Source organism: Halomonas sp. THAF12, assembly GCF_009363675.1.
GTDB classification, from domain to species: Bacteria; Pseudomonadota; Gammaproteobacteria; order Pseudomonadales; family Halomonadaceae; genus Halomonas; species Halomonas smyrnensis.
This window is the reverse complement of the sequence record NZ_CP045399.1, coordinates 1,916,594-1,933,398: the sequence shown is the minus strand read 5'-3', so window position 1 is coordinate 1,933,398 and position 16,805 is coordinate 1,916,594. Positions and strand designations below refer to the sequence as shown.

The window sequence follows — 16,805 nt, the reverse complement described above, 5'->3', positions numbered from 1 at the left end:
GACATGAGTGACGAACACGAACCGCTCGCCGGCGATCTGCTGGTGATCCTGCGTCATGCGCCTCACGGCAGCAGCTGGCTGCGCGAGGGCCTGGACGTCGCCCTGGTGGCGGCCGCCTTCGGCACCGACGTCTCGCTGCTGTTCATGGGTGAGGGCGTCACGGCCCTGGCCGAGGATCAGTCGGCGGGGGCGCTGGGGCAGAAGAGCACCGCGCCCACGCTCGAGATGCTGGAGATGTATGATATCGAGACGCTGTGGGTCGAGGCCGAGGCCCTTTCGCGCTTCGGTCTCGATCCCGACGAGCTGATGCTGGCGCCCCGGGTGCTCGAGGCCGGGGCGATCGCCGAGGCGGTCCGGAAGCACCCGCGCGTGCTCACTTTCTAGCCTGGTGGGGGAACCCGACACCATGAAACTTCATATCGTGAACCGTTCGCCGGCCAGTCATCGCGTGCACGAGCAGGCGCTGGCCGCCATGGGGCCGGAGGATCGCCTGCTGCTGATCGAGGACGGCGTGCAGGGCGGTCTACCGCAGTTGGTACGCCACTTCGAGGCGATTGCAGGGCGGCTCTATGCGCAACGCGAGGATCTCGAGGCGCGCGGACTGCTCGGTCGCTGCGACGGCTCGGTGCAGGTGGTCGACGTCGACGGCTTCGTCCAGCTGACCGAGCAAGCCGAACACACCCTGAGCTGGTACTGAGCATGGCAACCACAGCAATCACCCGTTATCTGACCGTCTCCGATGCCGAGATCGGCCTCGACCCCGAGGGCTATCTGGTCGAGCTCGATCAGTGGTCGCCGGCGGTGGCCGAGGCGCTGGCCGAGGAAGAAGGCATCGAGCTGGACGCCGAGCACTGGGAAGTGCTCGAGGTGCTGCGGGCCTTCTATGCGAAATACGAGATGGCGCCGGCCATGCGGCCGCTGGTCAAGGCGGTCGGGCGCGAGCTGGGCCCCGACAAGGGCCGCTCGATGCATCTGATGCGGCTGTTTCCCGGCAGCCCCGCCAAGCGCGCGGCGCGGCTGGCCGGGCTGCCCAAGCCGACCAATTGCCTGTGAGGCGCTCGCCATGAACTTCCTGGCCCACGGCTGGCTCGCCCGCGGCGGCAGCGACGACTTCCTCTACGGCAATCTGATCGCCGACGGGGTCAAGGGCGTCGATCTCGACGCCTGGGGGGCGGGCGTGGCGGCGGGCATCCGCCATCATCGGCGGGTCGACGCCTACATCGATCGCCATCCGGTGCTGCTCGAGGTCAAGGCTCGGGCGCCCCGCGAGGGGCGTCGCGTGGCCGGTATCGCCCTGGATCTGATGTGGGATCATTGCCTGGCGCGCCGCTTGACCGTCGCCGAGCGCGACTGGCTGGTCGCGCGCTGCTATCGGCTGCTCGACGCTCGTCCGGCGCCGGATCGGCTGGCCGCGATGATGCCGGCTCTGGTGCGCCAGGACTGGCTGCGCGGCTATGCCGATTTCCGCTTCACCTGTCGTGCGGTGGCGGGGCTGGGGCGCCGGCTCTCGGGCCCCAACCGCCTCGCCGCGCTGCTGCCGTGGCTCGAACGCGACTACCTGGCGCTGGACGAGGCCTTCACCCGGCTGTGGCCGGACATCGAGGCCCATCTCGACGTGCCGTTCGACCCGAACGACACCGGCTCAGTCGACGCGCAGCCACAGGCAGCGGACCGCATCGCCGGGCGCCACTGACGCCTCGGGCGGGATCACCGCCAGGGCGTCGGCGCCGACGCAGGACGAGAGCACGCCGGAGTTCTGATCCGCGAATGCATGGGCCTCGATGCCGTCGGCGCCGAAGTCCAGCGTCACGCGCAGGTAGTGCTGGCGTGGGCCGGTGCGCGTGGTGAAGGTGGCGCGCGCGGTCAGTGCCGGCAGCTCGGCCATGGCGTGACAGCCCTGCAGCGCGCCCATCAGCGGGCGCAGGAACAGCCAGGCGCCCACATAGCCCGAGACCGGGTTGCCCGGAAGGCCGACGAAGCGGGCTTCACCGCCAGCGCCGGGCAGCCGGCCCAGGGCCAGCGGCTTGCCGGGGCGCAGCGCCAGCCGCCACAGATCGAGCCGCCCCAGGGCCTCGACCGCGCCGCGCACGTGATCCTCTTCCCCCACGCTGACCCCGCCGGTGGTGATCACCACGTCGGCGAGCTCGGCCGCCTCGCCGAGCAGGCGTCGCGTGCTCGCGGCGGCGTCCGGCACCGCGGTGGCCATCACCACCTCGGCGCCGAAGCGTTCGAGCAGCGTCGTCAGCATCGGGCGGTTGGTGTTGTAGATCTGGCCCGGCCCCAGGGGCTGGCCCGGATCGACGATCTCGTCGCCGGTGGAGAGCAGCGCGACCCGCGGACGGCGCCTGACCGAGACCTCGGTGATGCCCTGGCCGGCGAGATGCCCGAGCGCGGCGGCGTCGAGCCGGGTGCCGCCGGCCAGCAGCGGGCTGCCGGCCGCCACGTCGCGGCCTCGGCGGCGCAGGTTGTCGCCTTGCGGCACGTCCTCGGGCATCCGCGCCCGGTCGCCTTCGAGCTCGACCTTCTCCTGCATCACCACGCAGTCGGCCCCGGGCGGGATCTCGCCGCCGGTGAAGATGCGCGCGCACTGGCCGCGCTCGAGCGGTGCGGCCGTGTGGCCGGCGGCGATGCGCTGGCCAATCGGCAGCCAGTGCCCGGCATCGGCATGATGCAGGGCATAGCCGTCCATGGCGCTGTTGTCGAAGGGCGGCACGTCGAGCCGGGCGGTGACCGCCTCGGCCAGCACTCGCCCCGCGGCCTCGCTGGTCGCCAGGCGCTCGCCCTCGACCGGCGTCACGTCGGCCAGCAGCGCCTCCAGCGCCGCCGCGACGGGCTTGAGCTCAGCCATGCTGACCTCGCCTGGGGATGACGAGATTGGCCGGACCTTGTAGAGAGCGGCAGGGCGCGTCGTGGAGGAACGGCTGCCGCTTTCGTGTGATGTTATCCATGCTGGCCTCGCTCGGGGATGACCAGGTTGGCGAAATTGCAGGGCCTATGGCGGCTGTCGAGCTGCTCGGCGAGGATGCCGTCCCAGCCGGTGCGGCAGGCGCCGGTGGAGCCGGGCAGGCAGAACACCACGGTGGCGTTGGCCAGGCCGCCGAGGCAGCGGCTCTGCACCGTGGAGCTGCCGATCTCCTGCCAGGACAGCTGGCGGAACAGTTCGCCGAAGCCCTCGATGCGCTTGTCGAGCAGCACCGAGACCGCCTCCGGCGTGGAGTCGCGGCCGGTGAAGCCGGTGCCGCCGGTGGTCAGCACCACCTGCACCTCGGGGTCGGCGATCCAGTCGGCGACCACGGCGCGGATGCGATAGACGTCGTCGGGCACGATGCGCTTGTCGGCCAGCCGGTGGCCTGCGGCGGTGAGCCGCTCGACCAGCGCCTGGCCGCTGCGGTCGGTGTCCTCGTTGCGGGTGTCCGAGACCGTCAGCACCGCCACCGACAGCGGGACCATCTCCTCGCTCATGACGGGTCGTCCTGCTTGGCCGCTTGCTTCGCTTCCTGGCGCGCCTCGAAGGCGGCCAGCTGTTCCGGCGTGGCCTTGGGCTGATAGAGCGACTTCCACTCGCTGTAGGGCATGCCGTAGACGTACTCGCGGGCGGCCTCGTAGTCGAGGGTCTCGCCGCGTTCCTCGGCGGCGGCCACCAGCCACTTGGAGAGGCAGTTGCGGCAGAAGTCGGCGAGGATCATCAGATCGATGTTCTGCACCTCCTTGTGCTCGTCCAGATGGCTCAGCAGTCGGCGAAAGGCGGCGGCTTCGAGCTCGGTGCGGGTGCTGTCATCCAGGTGTTGCATGATGCTGACTCCACTGTCGTTCTGGACCATGCGGTCTGGCCCATGGGGTAGGCGACCAGCTTATCAAAAGTCATCCGGGCTGGGGCGCGCCGAACGACGGCGCACGACAGGCACGCCGCGACGGCGAAACGGGACGCATGAGCGAGAGTCGGAAGGCTTACTGGGAGTCGCGGGGCGTGCACACGGACAGCACGGTGGCGTCTTCCTCGCTCACCGACACCAGGGCGTGGCCCATGTCGCTATCGAAGTAGATGCTGTCGCCCTTGACCAGGTGCAGGGGCTCGTAGAACTCGGAGTAGAGCTGGATCTCGCCCTCGAGCACCATCAGGAACTCCTCGCCGTCGTGGCGCACCCACTGGCAGAACTCGTCGAAGCTGCGCGCCCGCACGATGGTCTTGAACGGGATCATGCGCTTCTGGGCCATCTCGCAGCTCAGCAGCTCGTGCTCGTAGGTCGGCGTCGGATGCTGCTGGCCGTCGCCGCGGCGCGTCAGGTCGCGGCGACCCATGGTGCGGGCCTGGGGGCGCGGCTGGGACAGCAGCTGTGGCAGGTCGATGTCCAGGCCGCTGATCAGCTTCTGCACGGCGGTGAAGGTCGGCGAGATCTGGTCGTTCTCGATCTTGGACAGGGTCGAGCGGGCCAGGCCGGTACGCTCGCTGACGTCACCGAGGGTCCACTGGTTGGCCAGGCGGATCTCCTTGAGGCGCTCACCGAGCCTGAGCGGCTCGACGAAGGCCTTGCGCCCGGAGGCGATGCGCAGGGCGGCATCCTGATCGTTGTTGGCGGGCATGCGGGTTCACTATCGGAAACATGATTTCCACCAGCCTACCACATCGCCGTGCGCCTGCGGACTCGGTTGCGACCCGCGGCAGATGGGCTGCGACATGGCGTCGGGATGACCGGCCGTCGCGGGATCCTGTTTCCCGCGGGTCGGAAACGGCGGCCGCGTTCAGTCGAAGGGCAGCCCCATCAGCGCCTTGAGGTGCGCCTCGACGCCGCGGCCCAGGACATCGAGGTCATAGCCGCCCTCCAGCACCGAGACCAGGCGGTGATCGGCATGGCGGTCGGCGATGTCCATCGCCAGGCGGGTGATCCAGTAGTAGTCCTCGTCCTCCAGGCAGAGGTCGGCCAGCGGGTCGTGGCGGTGGGCGTCGAAGCCGGCCGAGAGAAGCACGATCTCCGGGGCGAAGTCCACCAGCGCGGGCCGCCAGTCCCGCTCGATGGCGCGGCGAAAGGCCGCGCCGTCGGCGCCTGCCGGCAGCGGCGTTTGGACGACGTTACTGGCTTCGGTCTCGAGGTGTCGCCAGGGATAGAAGGGCGACTGGAAGCTGGTGCAGATCAGCACCTCGGGATCGTCGCGGAAGATGTCGATGGTGCCGTTGCACTGGTGAACATCGAAGTCGAGGATCGCCACCCGCCTGGCGCCGTGCCTGGCCCGGGCGTGCGCGGCACCGACCGCCACGTTGTTGAAGAAGCAGAAGCCCATGGCCTGGTCGCGCTCGGCGTGGTGGCCCGGGGGGCGCACCGCGCAGAAGACGTTGTCGGCCTGGTGGCGATAGACCCGGTCGACCCCACGCACCACGGCGCCGGCGGCATGGCGGGCGGCCTGCAGGCTGTGCGGATTCATCAGGGTGTCGTCCTCGAGCAGGATCAGCCCGTGTTCGGGCAGGCAGGCCTCGAGACTCTTAAGGTGGCTTCTCGGGTGCACCCGGGTCAGCTGCTCGTCGGTGGCGGCGGGGGCGTCGCCCTGCATGGTCTGCTGGAGCAGGCCGGCGCGCATCAGTCGCGCGTGAATGGCATCCAGGCGCTTGGGGCTCTCGGGATGTTCGGGCCCCATGTGGTGGCGATGGCACTCGGGGTGGGTCAGATAGGCCGTGATCATGCAGGGGCTCCAGACGAGACGCCCTTACCCTAAGCGTGATGGGGCCTTGCGTGACAGTGGCCATAAGTCGTACACAGTAGGCTGAGCCGAATCACCACGGAGCCCCGGATGAGCACACGCTTCCTGCACCATTTCTTCTCGCCGCGCAGCATCGCCGTGGTCGGGGCCTCGGAAAAGCCACATTCCATGGGCGGCATCGTGATCCGTAACCTGCTCGAGGGCGGCTTCGCGGGCACGCTGTGGGCGATCAACCCCAAGGGCTACGACAGCGTGCACGGGGTGGATGGCCTGTCCCGCGTGCATCAGCTGCCCCGGGTGCCGGACCTGGCCGTGGTGTGCACGCCGGTGGCGCGCGTGCCGGGTGTGATTGCCGAGCTCGGGCGCTTCGGCGTGCGGGCGGCCCTGGTGCTGTCCGGCGGGGCGAACCTGAACGAGGACCTCGACGGTCACGGCTCGATCCGCGGGCGCATGCTGGCCGCGGCGCGTGAATCCGGCATCCGGGTGCTCGGCCCCGGTTGCATGGGGCTGATCGTGCCGGGGCGTCGGCTCAACGCCTCCTATGCCAGCCAGCCGGTGAAGAAGGGGCGAATGGCCTATCTCGGGCAGTCGGGCATGCTGGGCAATGCCATGATCGACTGGGCCGCCGGGCGCGGCATCGGCTTCTCTCATCTGCTGACCGTGGGCGACAGCGTCGATGTGCTGCTGCCGGACATGATCGACTATCTCAACCAGTTCGCGCCGATCCAGGCGCTGATGCTGCACCTGGAGCATATCCAGGACGCCCAGCATTTCATGACCGCGGTACGCGAGGCCTCCCGTCATCGCCTGGTGCTGGCGATCAAGAGCGGACGCACCGCGGCGTCGGACATCGCCAATCTGCCGCCCACGCCGGGGATCGCTAACCGCGATCAGATCTTCGATGCGGCCTTCGCCCGGGCCGGGGTGGTGCGGGTCGATGACTCCGACGAGCTGTTCGATGCCCTGGAGACGCTGTCGCGCATGCGTCCGCTCAAGCGCGACCGGCTAGCGGTGGTGTCCAACGGACTGGGGCCGGCGATGCTGGCCATCGACAAGTTGATCAGCGCCGGTGGGCGGCTGGCCACCTTCAACGAGCAGACCCGTGAGGCGCTGTGTCGTGATGACATGGACGTCAGCAAGCCGGGCGAGAATCCGGTGGATATCGGCGGCAACGCCACGCCGCAGCGGTTCACCGAGATCATCGAGCTGGTCGCCGCCGATCCCGGGGTGGATGCGGTGCTGGTGGTGCATGCGCCGACCCGCATGGCGCCGTCGCTGGATACCGCCCAGGCGCTGATTGCCGCCCGCCAGCGCTTCCGGCGCAACCTGCTGACCAGCTGGATGGGGCTCGGCGAGGCGCTGGCCGCCCGGCAGGCCTGTCACGAGGCCGGCGTTCCCACCTATCTCTCGCCGGAGAAGGCGGTCAAGGCCTTCATGCACATGGTCAACTATCAGCGGGTGCAGAAGCTACTGCAGGAGACGCCGCCGAGCCTGCCGTTCTCCACCACCCGGGAGAGCCGCGCCGCCAGCCGGACGCTGATCGAGCGGGTGCGGGATGAAGGACGCGAGTGCCTGTCCCACTCCGAGACCGCGCAGGTGCTGTCGGCCTACGGTATCCCGGTGGCCGAGAGTCGCTATATCGACACGCCGGAGCAGGCCGCCGAGGCGGCACTGGGGCTCGAGGGGCCGCTGGCGCTGAAGGTGGTGCATGACGGCAACTGCCGGCCGTACCGCTATCGTCAGCATCCCCACAAGCTGTCCGCCGGCCTGCTGCAGGATCTGGAGGGCCCCGAGCGGGTCGCCGAGGGCGTGGCCCGGCTGAGTGACAAGGTGGCCGAGAAGTTTCCCGCCTTCACGGTACGAGAGTATTGCCTGCAGCCCATGCAGCGCGGCAAGCACTCCATGCAGCTGTGTGCCGGCATCACCCGGGATCCGGTGTTCGGCCCGCTGATCGTGTTCGGCATCGGCGGCTACAAGGTGAACATTCTCGCCGACCGGCAGGTGGCGTTGCCGCCGCTGAACATGAGCCTGGCCGCGGACCTGGTCGGGCGTACCCATGCCGCGCGGCTGATTCGCGAGCACTCCAGTGATCCCGAGCGCGATCTGCGGCGCATCGGCGAGCTGCTGGTGACGCTCTCGCAGATGGCCAGCGATCTCACCGAGCTGCGCGGGCTGGAGCTCAACCCGCTGGTGCTCAATCGCGACGGCATGCTGGCGGTCGACTTCGCCATGGACCTGGGGACGCCGGCGCGTTTCGCGATCATGCCCTACCCGGAAGAGTTGCGCGAATGGGTGACGCTGAACAACGGCTGGGAGGTCGAGGTGCGGCCGATTCGCGCCGAGGACGCGCCGCTGATCACCGGCTTTCACCGGCGGCTGTCCGAGGAAAGCATTCGCTTTCGCTACTTTCATCACAAGGCCGACCTCACCCAGCGCGACCTGTCGCTGCTCTCGCACATCAACTACGACCGGCAGATGGCCTTCATCGCCGAACATCCGCTGCCCGAGGGCGGCAAGGAGATGCTCGGCGTGGTGCGGGTGTGGAACGATGCCGACAACATCCGCACCGAGTTCTCGATCATCGTGCGCGACGACCTCCAGGGACTGGGGATCGGCAGCCTGCTGATGGAGAAGATGATCCGCTACAGCAAGCGCCTCGGCACCCTGGAGATGGTCGGCAAGATCATGGTCGACAACCGGCCCATGCGCGCGCTGATGGAGCATCTCGGCTTCCGGCTCAGCTACAACCTGGAAGAGGAGGTCATGGACGCTGTGCTCAGGCTCAACGAGCCCGAGAGTGACTGGCAGCGGCTGCGCCTGGAAAGCCCGGTGGAGGGCTGAGAGAGGCTTCGGGTATAAAGTCGAGAGCGTAAAAGGCCCGACCCCGCACGATGGCGGGGTCGGACGGTCATGCTGGTGCTGGTCAGGCGGGGATCAGGGCGCCAGGCGGAAGCGATGCCAGTGGTCGTCGCGGCGCTCGAAGCGGATGCGGTCGTGCAGGCGGCTGGGCTGACCCTGCCAGAACTCGATCATCTCGGGCACCAGGCGATAGCCGCCCCAGTGGACCGGGCGCGGGATGTCCTGGCCCTCGTAGGCCTGCTCGAACCGGTTCTCGCGTTCCTCGAGCCACTGGCGGCCGGGAATCACCACGCTCTGGGTGGCGACCCAGGCGCCCAGCTGGCTGGCGCGGGGGCGGCTGGCGAAGTAGGCATCGGATTCCTGTTCGCTGACCTGCTCGACGCTGCCTTCCACGCGGATCTGGCGTGCCAGCGACGGCCACCAGAAGACCAGCGCGGCCTGGGGCACGTTGGCCAGCTCGCTGCCCTTGTGGCTGTGGTAGTTGCTGAAGAACTTGAGCCCCTGGTCGTCGGCCCCCTTGAGCAGCACCACGCGGGCGTGGGGAAAGCCCTGACTGTCCACGGTGGCCAGCGTCATGGCGTTGGCGTCCTCTCCCTCGGCGTCCAGCGCCAGGGCCAGCCACTCGTCGAACATCGGCATGGGCCGGTCGGGGAGCTGGGTCTCGTCCAGGCGGCCACCCTCGTAGTCGCGCCTGATATCGGCGATGTTGCGTGTCATGGTGTTCTCCTCGAATGTGCTCCCATGTTCGCCGCTTGTCGGGGCAAGCTCAACCTCGCCCCGTCGACTCGGTTCGGGGTGGCGAGTCGACCACGGCCATCATACGCCATGTGAGCGGGATTCCATTGAGCTAAATCATCGCCGCCACGCGGCTGGCGCCGTGACAAGCGCGCGTGAACCGCCTCGCCGTGAGGCGGTTCCGGCCGCTCGGGCAGTCCAGTTACTGCCGGGCCTTGAGCTGGCGGCTGCGGAAGCGGGCATAGCCCATGCAGCCGGTGAACAGCGACAGCGAGACCAGTGCCTCGAGCCCGCCGCGCAGCATCTCGCCGGGCAGCGAGGCCACCATCACGCCCTGGGCGAAGTAGAGCAGGCTGACGAAGGCCAGCCAGGCGTGGCCGCGGGCCCGCTGGGCGAGGATCGACGGCAGGAACAGCACCAGCGGCAGCACGAAGGCCACCAGCGGGCCGACGTTGCTGCCGTCGCTCTGGATCGCCACGCCGCGATACAGCATCAGCGCCAGCAGCACCACGTAGCTGCCGATCACCAGGCGCCGCGACCGGGCGGTCAGGTGGTCGAGCCCCTGGCGAGCCTCCAGGTCCTCCAGCCAGCGCCTCATGAGCGATCCCCCGCGCCGTCGAGCGCCAGGGCCAGCCGCGCCAGGCGTTTGCCCTGGGCGTAGGCCAGCTGGCGCTCGTTCTCGTCGAGGGGACGGTCGCTGCGCTTGCCGGCCAGATGGCTGGCGCCATAGGGCGTGCCGCCGCTCCGGGTCTCGGTGAGCTCGGTCTCGCTGTAGGGCAGGCCGGCGTAGACCATGCCGTGGTGCAGCAGCGGCAGCAGCATCGAGATCAGGGTGGTCTCCTGGCCGCCGTGCAGGCTGGAGGTCGAGGTGAAGGCGGTGGCCGGCTTGTCCACCAGGGCGCCGCCCAGCCATAGCTCGCTGGTGGTGTCGACGAAGTGCTTCAGTGGCGCGGCCATGTTGCCGAAGCGCGTGGGGCTGCCCAGCGCCAGGCCGGCGCAGTGGCGCAGGTCGTCGAGCTCGGCGTAGATGGCGCCCTCGGCGGGAATCTCGGGGTCGACCGCCTCGCAGGTGGGCGAGACCGGCGGCACGGTGCGCAGCCGCGCCTCGATGCCGCGGCAGGACTCGACCCCGGCGGCCAGGCGCTCGGCCATGGCGCGGGTGGCGCCGGAGCGGGAATAGTAGAGGATCAGCACATAGGGCAGGGAGGACATGGAGCTTCCTGATTCCGGAGAGGAAAGGGCGTCAGTCGAGCAGGGCGAGGATATCTTCCGGCGGTCGGCCGATGATCGCCCGACTGCCATCGTCGGCGATGGGCCGCTGCAGGATCTTCGGATGGGCGACGATGGCGTGGATCACCTGCTCGGGGTCGTCGCGGTCGGCGCCCAGGGCCTTCCATTCGGCCTCGTTGGTGCGCACCAGGTCGCGCGGATCGGCGCTCAGGCGCCCCATCAGGGCGCGAAGCTCGGCACCGTCGAGCGGCTCATCCAGGTAGCGACGTACCTGGACGGCGGCGCCGCGCTCTTCCAGCAGCGCCAGGGCCTGGCGCGACTTCGAGCAGCGCGGATTATGCAGCAGGGTGATCATGGGCGAGAGTCCTTGGTGTTGTCCGAGAGGTCGTATCGCGGGTCTGAAACGCGGCTCATTGTAGGCTGGGGCCGAATGTCGTCACAACTGGCGGCCCGTCAGTCACCGTCGGGCCGGCGGTGGTGCGGCAGGGCGCGTTCGATGCCGCCCAGCACCACCATGATCACCAGTGCCATCAGCGTGACCATGGCGGCCAGCGGGAAGTTGTGGACGCCCGCGGCGATGCCGATGGCGCCGGCCAGCCAGATCGAGGCGCCGGTGGTGATGCCCTGGACGCTGGTGCCGCTGCGGATGATGCTGCCGGCACCGAGGAAGCCGATGCCGCCGATCACGCCCTCGACGATGCGGGTCGGATCGATGCGGGCGGAGGGGTCGCCCTCGGCGGTGGCGTACAGGATCTCGAGGCCGACGATCAGGAAGGCCGCGGCGCCCAGCGCCACCAGCATGTGCGAGCGCAGCCCGGCAGGCTTGCCGCGCAGCTCGCGCTCGAGACCCAGCACCAAGGCCAGGCCGGCGGCCACGCCCAGGCGAGCGAACATGTCGAGCAGGGTGATCCCGGCATCCATGGAGGCGTCCTCGGTCAAGGAATGATGTCAGCCCCGATAGTGCCTGCGATATGACACGGCCGAAACCCAGGAAAGTTTATACCGTTATCTTCTGTTTCCTCCAAAAACGATCCACTTTAAGGGTCAGCTTTGGTTATCCAGGCGGCGATAGACCCAGGCCGAGCGGCCATCGGCCAGCTCGATGCGTACGCGACGATAGCGCACGCCGAGGCGCTCGTAGCGATCGAGGCGGGCCAGCTCCTCGGCGCTGACGGTCAGTCGAAGCCCTTCCACCTCACAGGGCGTGCAGGGCACCAGGTCGAGCCCGGTACGCCGGTAGCCCTCGAGACTCGCCGGCTCGGGGTCGCCCGCGCGGCCATAGACCACCCAGCGTATCGGGGCGTGGGTCAGGGTGCCGTAGACGAACAGTGCGTGCGGGCCCTCGGCGATGGGCGCCAGATGCTCGGGGCGCTCGTAGGTCCAGGGGCTGAGCATCGTCAGCCACAGCCAGGCGGCGACCGCCGGCGGGGCGGCGAGCAGCGGCAGGCCGATCAGCAGGCGCGGGGAGGGCATGGGGGAACTCCGGGGCGACAGAACGGCGCCCATGCTGCCATAGCCGCTCCCGGGGCGACAGCACGACGGGGCATCGCGGCTCAGGCCAGGAAGTCCGCCAGTCTCGATGCCTGCTGGAGGACGCCCTCGAGGATGGGGTCACTGGTCGCCGCCGGGAAGTCGCCGGGCAGGTCGGCGTCGAGATCACCCACGATCCGCCCGGCGGAGCCGGCGATCTCCTCCATCAGGGCGGTGACGCGTTCGGGGGAATACTCGACCTGTTCGGCGGTGGCGATGAAGTGCCGGGGCGCCATCCGCGACCAGCGGTAGTGGCGATTCTTGCCCTTCAGGGCCATGGCCATCTTGGCGCGCTCGGCGGCCATGCTGCCCTGATGCATGAGCGGATAGGCCGAGATGACGTCGTACATCGGCGTCATGCGATAGGCGCTGCCCGGCTCGAGGAACAGGCTGAAGTTCTTGGCATGCCCGTCGATGGCGGCCAGCAGCCAGAACAGGATCTGGGCCTTGAAGAAGCGCTCCCGGTCCACGCCGGCCTGCTGTGAGCCGCGCAGCAGGCGCATGCCCTGGGCGATCCCCGGGCCGCCGTCGCTCTCGTACTTGAGCGCCGGGGCAATCCCCAGCGCCTGGCAGAAGTCTTCCTGGGGCAGGCGCATGAGCCAGGACCCGTCCCGCGACCAGCGGCGGTCGAAGCGCTCGACCACCAGCACCTCCTGGTCACCGAAGCGGGCGAGTTCTGTCTGCGCCGCCGGCAGGCCGAAGGCCTCCAGCAGGCGCAGGCACAGCCACTCGTTGGCGTTGCTCTGGCGCAGGTCGATGTTGCTGTGTTCGAGAAAGCCGATCGGCAGCTTGAAGATGTGACTGGTGGGCGTGCTGCCGGTGGGACGCTGCCAGCGGCCCTGATGCCACAGCAGCGCCGTCTTTTCCTGGGCGCCGGCCAGCGAGATGCGGAAATCCTGGCCCTCGGCCATGCCCAGCGGGGCGTCCTGGTAGCCGGACAACAGCGCCTCGATGGCGCGATCGTCGAGCGGCTCGGCGCCGACGCCGTGGACGTCACCACACGGGGCATCCTCGGGGGTGAGCTGGATGGCGCCGACGCAGTCTCGGCCGATGCTCGCCAGCAGGTCGAAGGGGTGGCGCGTCGGCACCCGGAAACGGGCCTGCATGCGGGCGCGGATCGCCTCCGAATCCGGCAGCAGGTTGTCGAAGAAATTGTAGACCCGCTCGCCGCGGTACGCCGCCGTGGAGAGCGGCAGCGAGAGCGAGACGGCCCGGGCGCCGGGGCGGTCGACCCATTCACGGCGGTACTGGAAGGCCATGGCGCCGGAGCGCGCCAGGCTCAGGGTGCCGATCTCGATGCCGTTCATCGCGACGGTGAGATTCGCCATGGCCTACCACTCCTGGTCCCAGCCCGCCTCGGGGCTGGCCGATGCGTCGGTGCTGTCGCGTTCGGTGACGTGAAGCTCCAGCTCGAGAGCCGACAGCAGCTTGAACAGCGTCTCGAGCCGACTGCGCTCCGGGTGGTGCTCGAAGCCGGAGACGGTCGACTGCTTGATGCCGATCTGCTCGGCGGTGGCCTGCTGTGTCAGCTGGCGACGCGTGCGCGCGTTCTTCAGCGAGTGCGCGAGCATCTCGGGTGAGGTGATCTTCATGGTATCCCCTGTAGAGGATAAAAATGCGTTTATCCGCTATAGAGGATATTAGCACAATATCCCCTATAGCGGATATTGTGGCGTCATCTCGACATGCGATGGCCCTCGGCACTTTGCTAGGATGAGCGTTCTACTCACGCTGGCCAGGAGGTGTGCCATGACGGACCTTCACGACGATGCCGATTTCCAGGCCCTGATGGGCGATGTGAAACCCCTGTCGCGCGGCCAGGGCCGGGCGCATACCGGCCAGACTCGCCGCATGCCCACCGAGGCGCAGCTCGCCAAGCGTGAAAGCGCGGCCGGTGACGCCGCGGGCCGCGATATTCTCTCCGACGACTTCGTCGATCTGGTGCCGCCCTTCGATCCGCTGGACTTTCGCCGCGACGGCATCCAGCGCGGCGTGGCGGAGCGTCTGCGCCAGGGCGGCTACCCGATGCAGGCCAGCCTGCACCTGCTGCGGCGCCCGGTGGAGGAGGCCCGCCAGGCGCTGCCGGCCTTCCTGCGCGAGGCCGTGGAGCACGACCTGCGCTCGGTGATGATCGTCCACGGTCGCGGCCGCGAGATCGACAGCCCCGCCAACGTGCTGCGTTCCTACCTGGCCAAGTGGCTGCCGGCCTTCGACGAGGTCCAGGCCTTCGCCTCGGCCAGCCAGGCCGACGGTGGACTGGGCGCCACCTGGGTGATGCTGCGCAAGAGCGAGCGGGCGAGGGCGGCCAACCGCGAGCGCCAGCAGAAGCGCCGTGGCTGATGATCGAGAAGTGACTGCGCTCGGCTATACGGCGTTAAACATCAGCCCGCGTGATGACAACCATGGTGGCCTGGACGGGGGCTGACTCCAGCCAGCACCGATTCGGATGACCAGAAACGACGAAGCCGGCCCAAGGGCCGGCTTCGTGCGTTCTGGCGAGGCGATCCGTCAGGCGACTTCGCCCTTGTGGGCTTCGCGCAGGCGACGTCGGAACAGCGGTTCCGGGTCGTCGGTGCCGGGCTGGTAGCTGCGGCTGAAGGTGCTCAGGGCGTTCAAGGCATCCTCGACGATCTGATCCTCGCGCAGCGAGAAGGCGTCGAAGCCGCAGCGTGACATGTAGAACAGCTGGTCGATCAGCACGTCGCCGATGGCGCGGATCTGGCCCTGGTAGCCGTGCCGCTCGCGCAGCAGGCGGGCGATGCTGTAGCCGCGGCCGTCGGTGAACTTCGGGAAGTCGATGGCCACCAGCGGGGCGGCCTCGAGTTCACGCGCCAGCTCGTCGGTCATCTCGGTGTCGCTGGCCAGCCAGGGGGCGACGTCGTCGCCCTTGTCGGAGGCCTGCCAGTCGGCCAGCGGCAGCAGGGCCGGCTGGCCGTCGGGGCGCTGGGTGGCGTCCTCGCAGAGGATCCACTCATCGGTCACGACGCGCCGGTCGGCGATCAGGGGGCGAGAGGTCTGCTCAGGCATAGACACGCTCCTTGAAGGGTTTGAGGCCGATGCGGCGATAGGTGTCGAGGAAGGTCTCGTCGGGGTGGCGCTCGCCGACATAGACCTGCAGTAGGGTGTCGATCACGCCCGGCACGTCCTCGCGGTAGAAGGAGGGGCCGAGGATCTTGCCGAGCGAAGACTCGTTGCCCTGGCTGCCGCCCAGCGAGATCTGATAGTACTCCTCGCCCTTCTTGTCGACGCCGAGGATGCCGATGTTGCCGACGTGGTGGTGGCCGCAGGCGTTCATGCAGCCGGAGATGTTGAGCTCCAGCGGACCCAGGTCGTAGAGGAAGTCGAGGTCCTCGAAGCGTTCCTGGATGGCATGGGCGACCGGGATCGACTTGGCGTTGGCCAGGCCGCAGTAGTCGCCGCCGGGGCAGCAGATCAGGTCGGCCAGGGTGCCCACGGTGGGGTTGGCCAGGCCGAGATCGTCGAGGCGCTGCCACAGGGCTTCGATCCGGTCCACGGCCACGTCGGTGAGCACCAGGTTCTGCTCGTGGGTCACGCGCAGCTCGCCGTAGCTGAACTCGTCGGCGATGTCGGCGATGGCGGCCATCTGATCGGAGGTGACGTCGCCCGGCGAGTGCTCGCGGCGCTTCAGCGACAGGGTCACGGCCTTGTAGCCCGGCACCTTGTGATCGGTGACGTTGTTGGTCACGAAGCGGGCGAAGGCGCGGTTGTCGGCGCGCAGCGCCTCGTAGGCCTCGATCGCCTCCTGGCTGATCTCGCGACGCTCGGGGTCGACGAAGTGCTCGGCCACGGACGCCACGGCCTCGTCGGTGAGGGTCTGGGGGCCGTCCTTGAGGTGCGCCCATTCTTCCTCGACGCGGCGACGGAACTCGTCGACGCCCAGGGCCTTGACCAGGATCTTGATGCGCGCCTTGAACTTGTTGTCGCGGCGGCCGAACTGGTTGTAGACCCGCAGGATCGCCTCGAGGTAGGTCAACAGGTGCTGCCAGGGCAGGTCCTCGCAGACCGTGTTGCCGATCATCGGGGTACGGCCGAGGCCGCCGCCGGCCAGCACCTTGACCCGCACCTCACCGTCGTCGTTGCGCCAGAAGCGCAGGCCCACGTCGTGGACCTGGATCGCCGCGCGATCCTCCTCGGCGCCGGTCACCGCGATCTTGAACTTGCGCGGCAGGTAGGCGAACTCGGGGTGGAAGGTGGACCACTGGCGGATCAGCTCGCACCACGGGCGCGGATCGACGTCCTCGTCGGCGGCGATGCCGGAGAACTGGTCGGTGGAGGTGTTGCGGATATCGTTGCCGCTGGTCTGGATGGCGTGCATTTCCACGCTGGCCAGGTCGGCGAGGATGTCCGGCACGTCTTCCATCTTGGGCCAGTTCAGCTGCAGATTGGTCCGCGTGGTGAAGTGGCCGTAACCGCGGTCGTAGCGCGCGGCGATCTCGCCCAGCTTGCGCAGCTGGTAGGACGCCAGCATGCCGTAGGGAATGGCGATGCGCAGCATCGGCGCATAGCGCTGCACATAGAGACCGTTCTGCACGCGCAGCGGCAGGAATTCCTCGTCGCTGATCTTGCCCTCGAGGTAGCGACGCATCTGGTCGCGGAACTGGGCGACGCGTTCGTCGACCAGGGTCTGATCATGGGTGTCGTAGCGATACATTCAGCGCTTACCTGAAACGGGGAAGTGGCGAAGCTTGGCGACTACCTTAACGGGTCGCAATTATTCTATAAAAGAATAAATCTTCATA

At 68.6% G+C, this 16,805-nt stretch carries 21 protein-coding genes; 6 read left to right on the top strand and 15 right to left on the bottom strand.

From position 1 onward, the window contains the following. The first annotated feature begins 3 nt into the window (after nt 1–3). From tusC to FIU88_RS08985, 4 genes are read left to right on the top strand one after another with little or no spacing between them, the layout of a single operon-like run. Complete coding sequence (tusC, locus tag FIU88_RS09000) at nt 4–384, top strand: sulfurtransferase complex subunit TusC (RefSeq protein ID WP_152478975.1); 381 nt, start codon at nt 4–6, stop codon at nt 382–384. Between the two features lie 22 nt (nt 385–406). Further along, entirely contained in the window at nt 407–697 is a 291-nt protein-coding gene (gene tusB / locus FIU88_RS08995) for a sulfurtransferase complex subunit TusB (protein WP_016854951.1), read from the top strand. 2 nt (nt 698–699) lie between these two features. Next, the gene (locus FIU88_RS08990) at nt 700–1,053 is read left to right on the top strand and encodes a TusE/DsrC/DsvC family sulfur relay protein (RefSeq protein ID WP_016854950.1); all 354 of its coding nucleotides are present in this window, start codon (nt 700–702) and stop codon (nt 1,051–1,053) included. A gap of 10 nt (nt 1,054–1,063) precedes the next feature. After that, the gene (locus tag FIU88_RS08985) at nt 1,064–1,693 is read left to right on the top strand and encodes an ACP phosphodiesterase (RefSeq protein WP_016854949.1); all 630 of its coding nucleotides are present in this window, start codon (nt 1,064–1,066) and stop codon (nt 1,691–1,693) included. Here the strand turns inward: FIU88_RS08985 and glp are convergent. The 5 genes from glp to FIU88_RS08960 all read right to left on the bottom strand — a co-directional run bounded on the left by glp (nt 1,643) and on the right by FIU88_RS08960 (nt 5,673). After that, nucleotides 1,643–2,848, bottom strand: coding sequence for a gephyrin-like molybdotransferase Glp (gene glp / locus FIU88_RS08980; RefSeq protein ID WP_152478974.1), 1,206 nt, complete (start codon nt 2,846–2,848; stop codon nt 1,643–1,645). The two genes, FIU88_RS08985 and glp, sit on opposite strands and share 51 nt — an antisense overlap. A 92-nt stretch (nt 2,849–2,940) precedes the next feature. Next, nucleotides 2,941–3,462, bottom strand: coding sequence for a molybdenum cofactor biosynthesis protein B (gene moaB, locus FIU88_RS08975; protein WP_152478973.1), 522 nt, complete (start codon nt 3,460–3,462; stop codon nt 2,941–2,943). Then, complete coding sequence (locus tag FIU88_RS08970) at nt 3,459–3,791, bottom strand: DUF1244 domain-containing protein (protein WP_016854946.1); 333 nt, start codon at nt 3,789–3,791, stop codon at nt 3,459–3,461. The genes moaB and FIU88_RS08970 overlap by 4 nt, the downstream gene beginning before the upstream one ends. Before the next feature lie 157 nt (nt 3,792–3,948). Further along, entirely contained in the window at nt 3,949–4,581 is a 633-nt protein-coding gene (locus FIU88_RS08965; RefSeq protein ID WP_016854945.1) for a helix-turn-helix domain-containing protein, read from the bottom strand. Between the two features lie 159 nt (nt 4,582–4,740). After that, entirely contained in the window at nt 4,741–5,673 is a 933-nt protein-coding gene (locus tag FIU88_RS08960; RefSeq protein WP_152478972.1) for a histone deacetylase family protein, read from the bottom strand. A gap of 108 nt (nt 5,674–5,781) precedes the next feature. Between FIU88_RS08960 and FIU88_RS08955 the strand changes: the two genes are divergently transcribed. After that, a complete protein-coding gene (locus tag FIU88_RS08955) occupies nt 5,782–8,532 on the top strand; it encodes a bifunctional acetate--CoA ligase family protein/GNAT family N-acetyltransferase (RefSeq protein WP_152478971.1) in 2,751 nt (916 codons plus the stop codon). Nucleotides 8,533–8,625: 93 nt separating this feature from the next. Here the strand turns inward: FIU88_RS08955 and pdxH are convergent, their stop codons facing one another. The 8 genes from pdxH to FIU88_RS08915 all read right to left on the bottom strand — a co-directional run bounded on the left by pdxH (nt 8,626) and on the right by FIU88_RS08915 (nt 13,637). After that, on the bottom strand, nt 8,626–9,267 hold the full coding sequence (gene pdxH, locus FIU88_RS08950; RefSeq protein WP_152478970.1) for a pyridoxamine 5'-phosphate oxidase: 642 nt from the start codon (nt 9,265–9,267) through the stop codon (nt 8,626–8,628). A 220-nt stretch (nt 9,268–9,487) separates the two neighbouring features. After that, nucleotides 9,488–9,883, bottom strand: a complete 396-nt coding sequence (locus tag FIU88_RS08945) for a DUF2069 domain-containing protein (protein WP_152478969.1) — start codon at nt 9,881–9,883, stop codon at nt 9,488–9,490. Continuing rightward, entirely contained in the window at nt 9,880–10,497 is a 618-nt protein-coding gene (wrbA, locus tag FIU88_RS08940) for an NAD(P)H:quinone oxidoreductase (protein WP_152478968.1), read from the bottom strand. Before wrbA ends, FIU88_RS08945 begins: the two co-directional genes overlap by 4 nt. Nucleotides 10,498–10,528: 31 nt before the next feature. Next, nucleotides 10,529–10,870 carry an arsenate reductase (glutaredoxin) gene (arsC, locus tag FIU88_RS08935; RefSeq protein ID WP_152478967.1) on the bottom strand — a complete coding sequence of 114 codons (342 nt, stop codon included), beginning with the start codon at nt 10,868–10,870 and terminating at the stop codon, nt 10,529–10,531. 98 nt (nt 10,871–10,968) lie between these two features. Then, nucleotides 10,969–11,436: an MgtC/SapB family protein gene (locus tag FIU88_RS08930; protein ID WP_016854938.1), complete on the bottom strand. Its 468-nt coding sequence runs from the start codon at nt 11,434–11,436 to the stop codon at nt 10,969–10,971. 123 nt (nt 11,437–11,559) lie between these two features. After that, complete coding sequence (locus tag FIU88_RS08925; RefSeq protein ID WP_152478966.1) at nt 11,560–11,988, bottom strand: gamma-glutamylcyclotransferase family protein; 429 nt, start codon at nt 11,986–11,988, stop codon at nt 11,560–11,562. 80 nt (nt 11,989–12,068) lie between these two features. Further along, nucleotides 12,069–13,373, bottom strand: coding sequence for a type II toxin-antitoxin system HipA family toxin (locus tag FIU88_RS08920; protein ID WP_152478965.1), 1,305 nt, complete (start codon nt 13,371–13,373; stop codon nt 12,069–12,071). 3 nt (nt 13,374–13,376) lie between these two features. Next, on the bottom strand, nt 13,377–13,637 hold the full coding sequence (locus tag FIU88_RS08915; RefSeq protein ID WP_016854935.1) for a helix-turn-helix domain-containing protein: 261 nt from the start codon (nt 13,635–13,637) through the stop codon (nt 13,377–13,379). A 157-nt stretch (nt 13,638–13,794) separates the two neighbouring features. On the opposite strand from FIU88_RS08915, the gene smrA reads away from it, so the two are divergent. Then, nucleotides 13,795–14,385 carry a DNA endonuclease SmrA gene (smrA, locus tag FIU88_RS08910; RefSeq protein WP_152478964.1) on the top strand — a complete coding sequence of 197 codons (591 nt, stop codon included), beginning with the start codon at nt 13,795–13,797 and terminating at the stop codon, nt 14,383–14,385. Nucleotides 14,386–14,553: 168 nt separating this feature from the next. Here the strand turns inward: smrA and FIU88_RS08905 are convergent, their stop codons facing one another. Further along, complete coding sequence (locus FIU88_RS08905) at nt 14,554–15,072, bottom strand: DUF934 domain-containing protein (RefSeq protein ID WP_152478963.1); 519 nt, start codon at nt 15,070–15,072, stop codon at nt 14,554–14,556. Beyond that, on the bottom strand, nt 15,065–16,717 hold the full coding sequence (locus FIU88_RS08900; RefSeq protein WP_152478962.1) for a nitrite/sulfite reductase: 1,653 nt from the start codon (nt 16,715–16,717) through the stop codon (nt 15,065–15,067). The genes FIU88_RS08905 and FIU88_RS08900 overlap by 8 nt, the downstream gene beginning before the upstream one ends. Nucleotides 16,718–16,805: the final 88 nt, after the last annotated feature.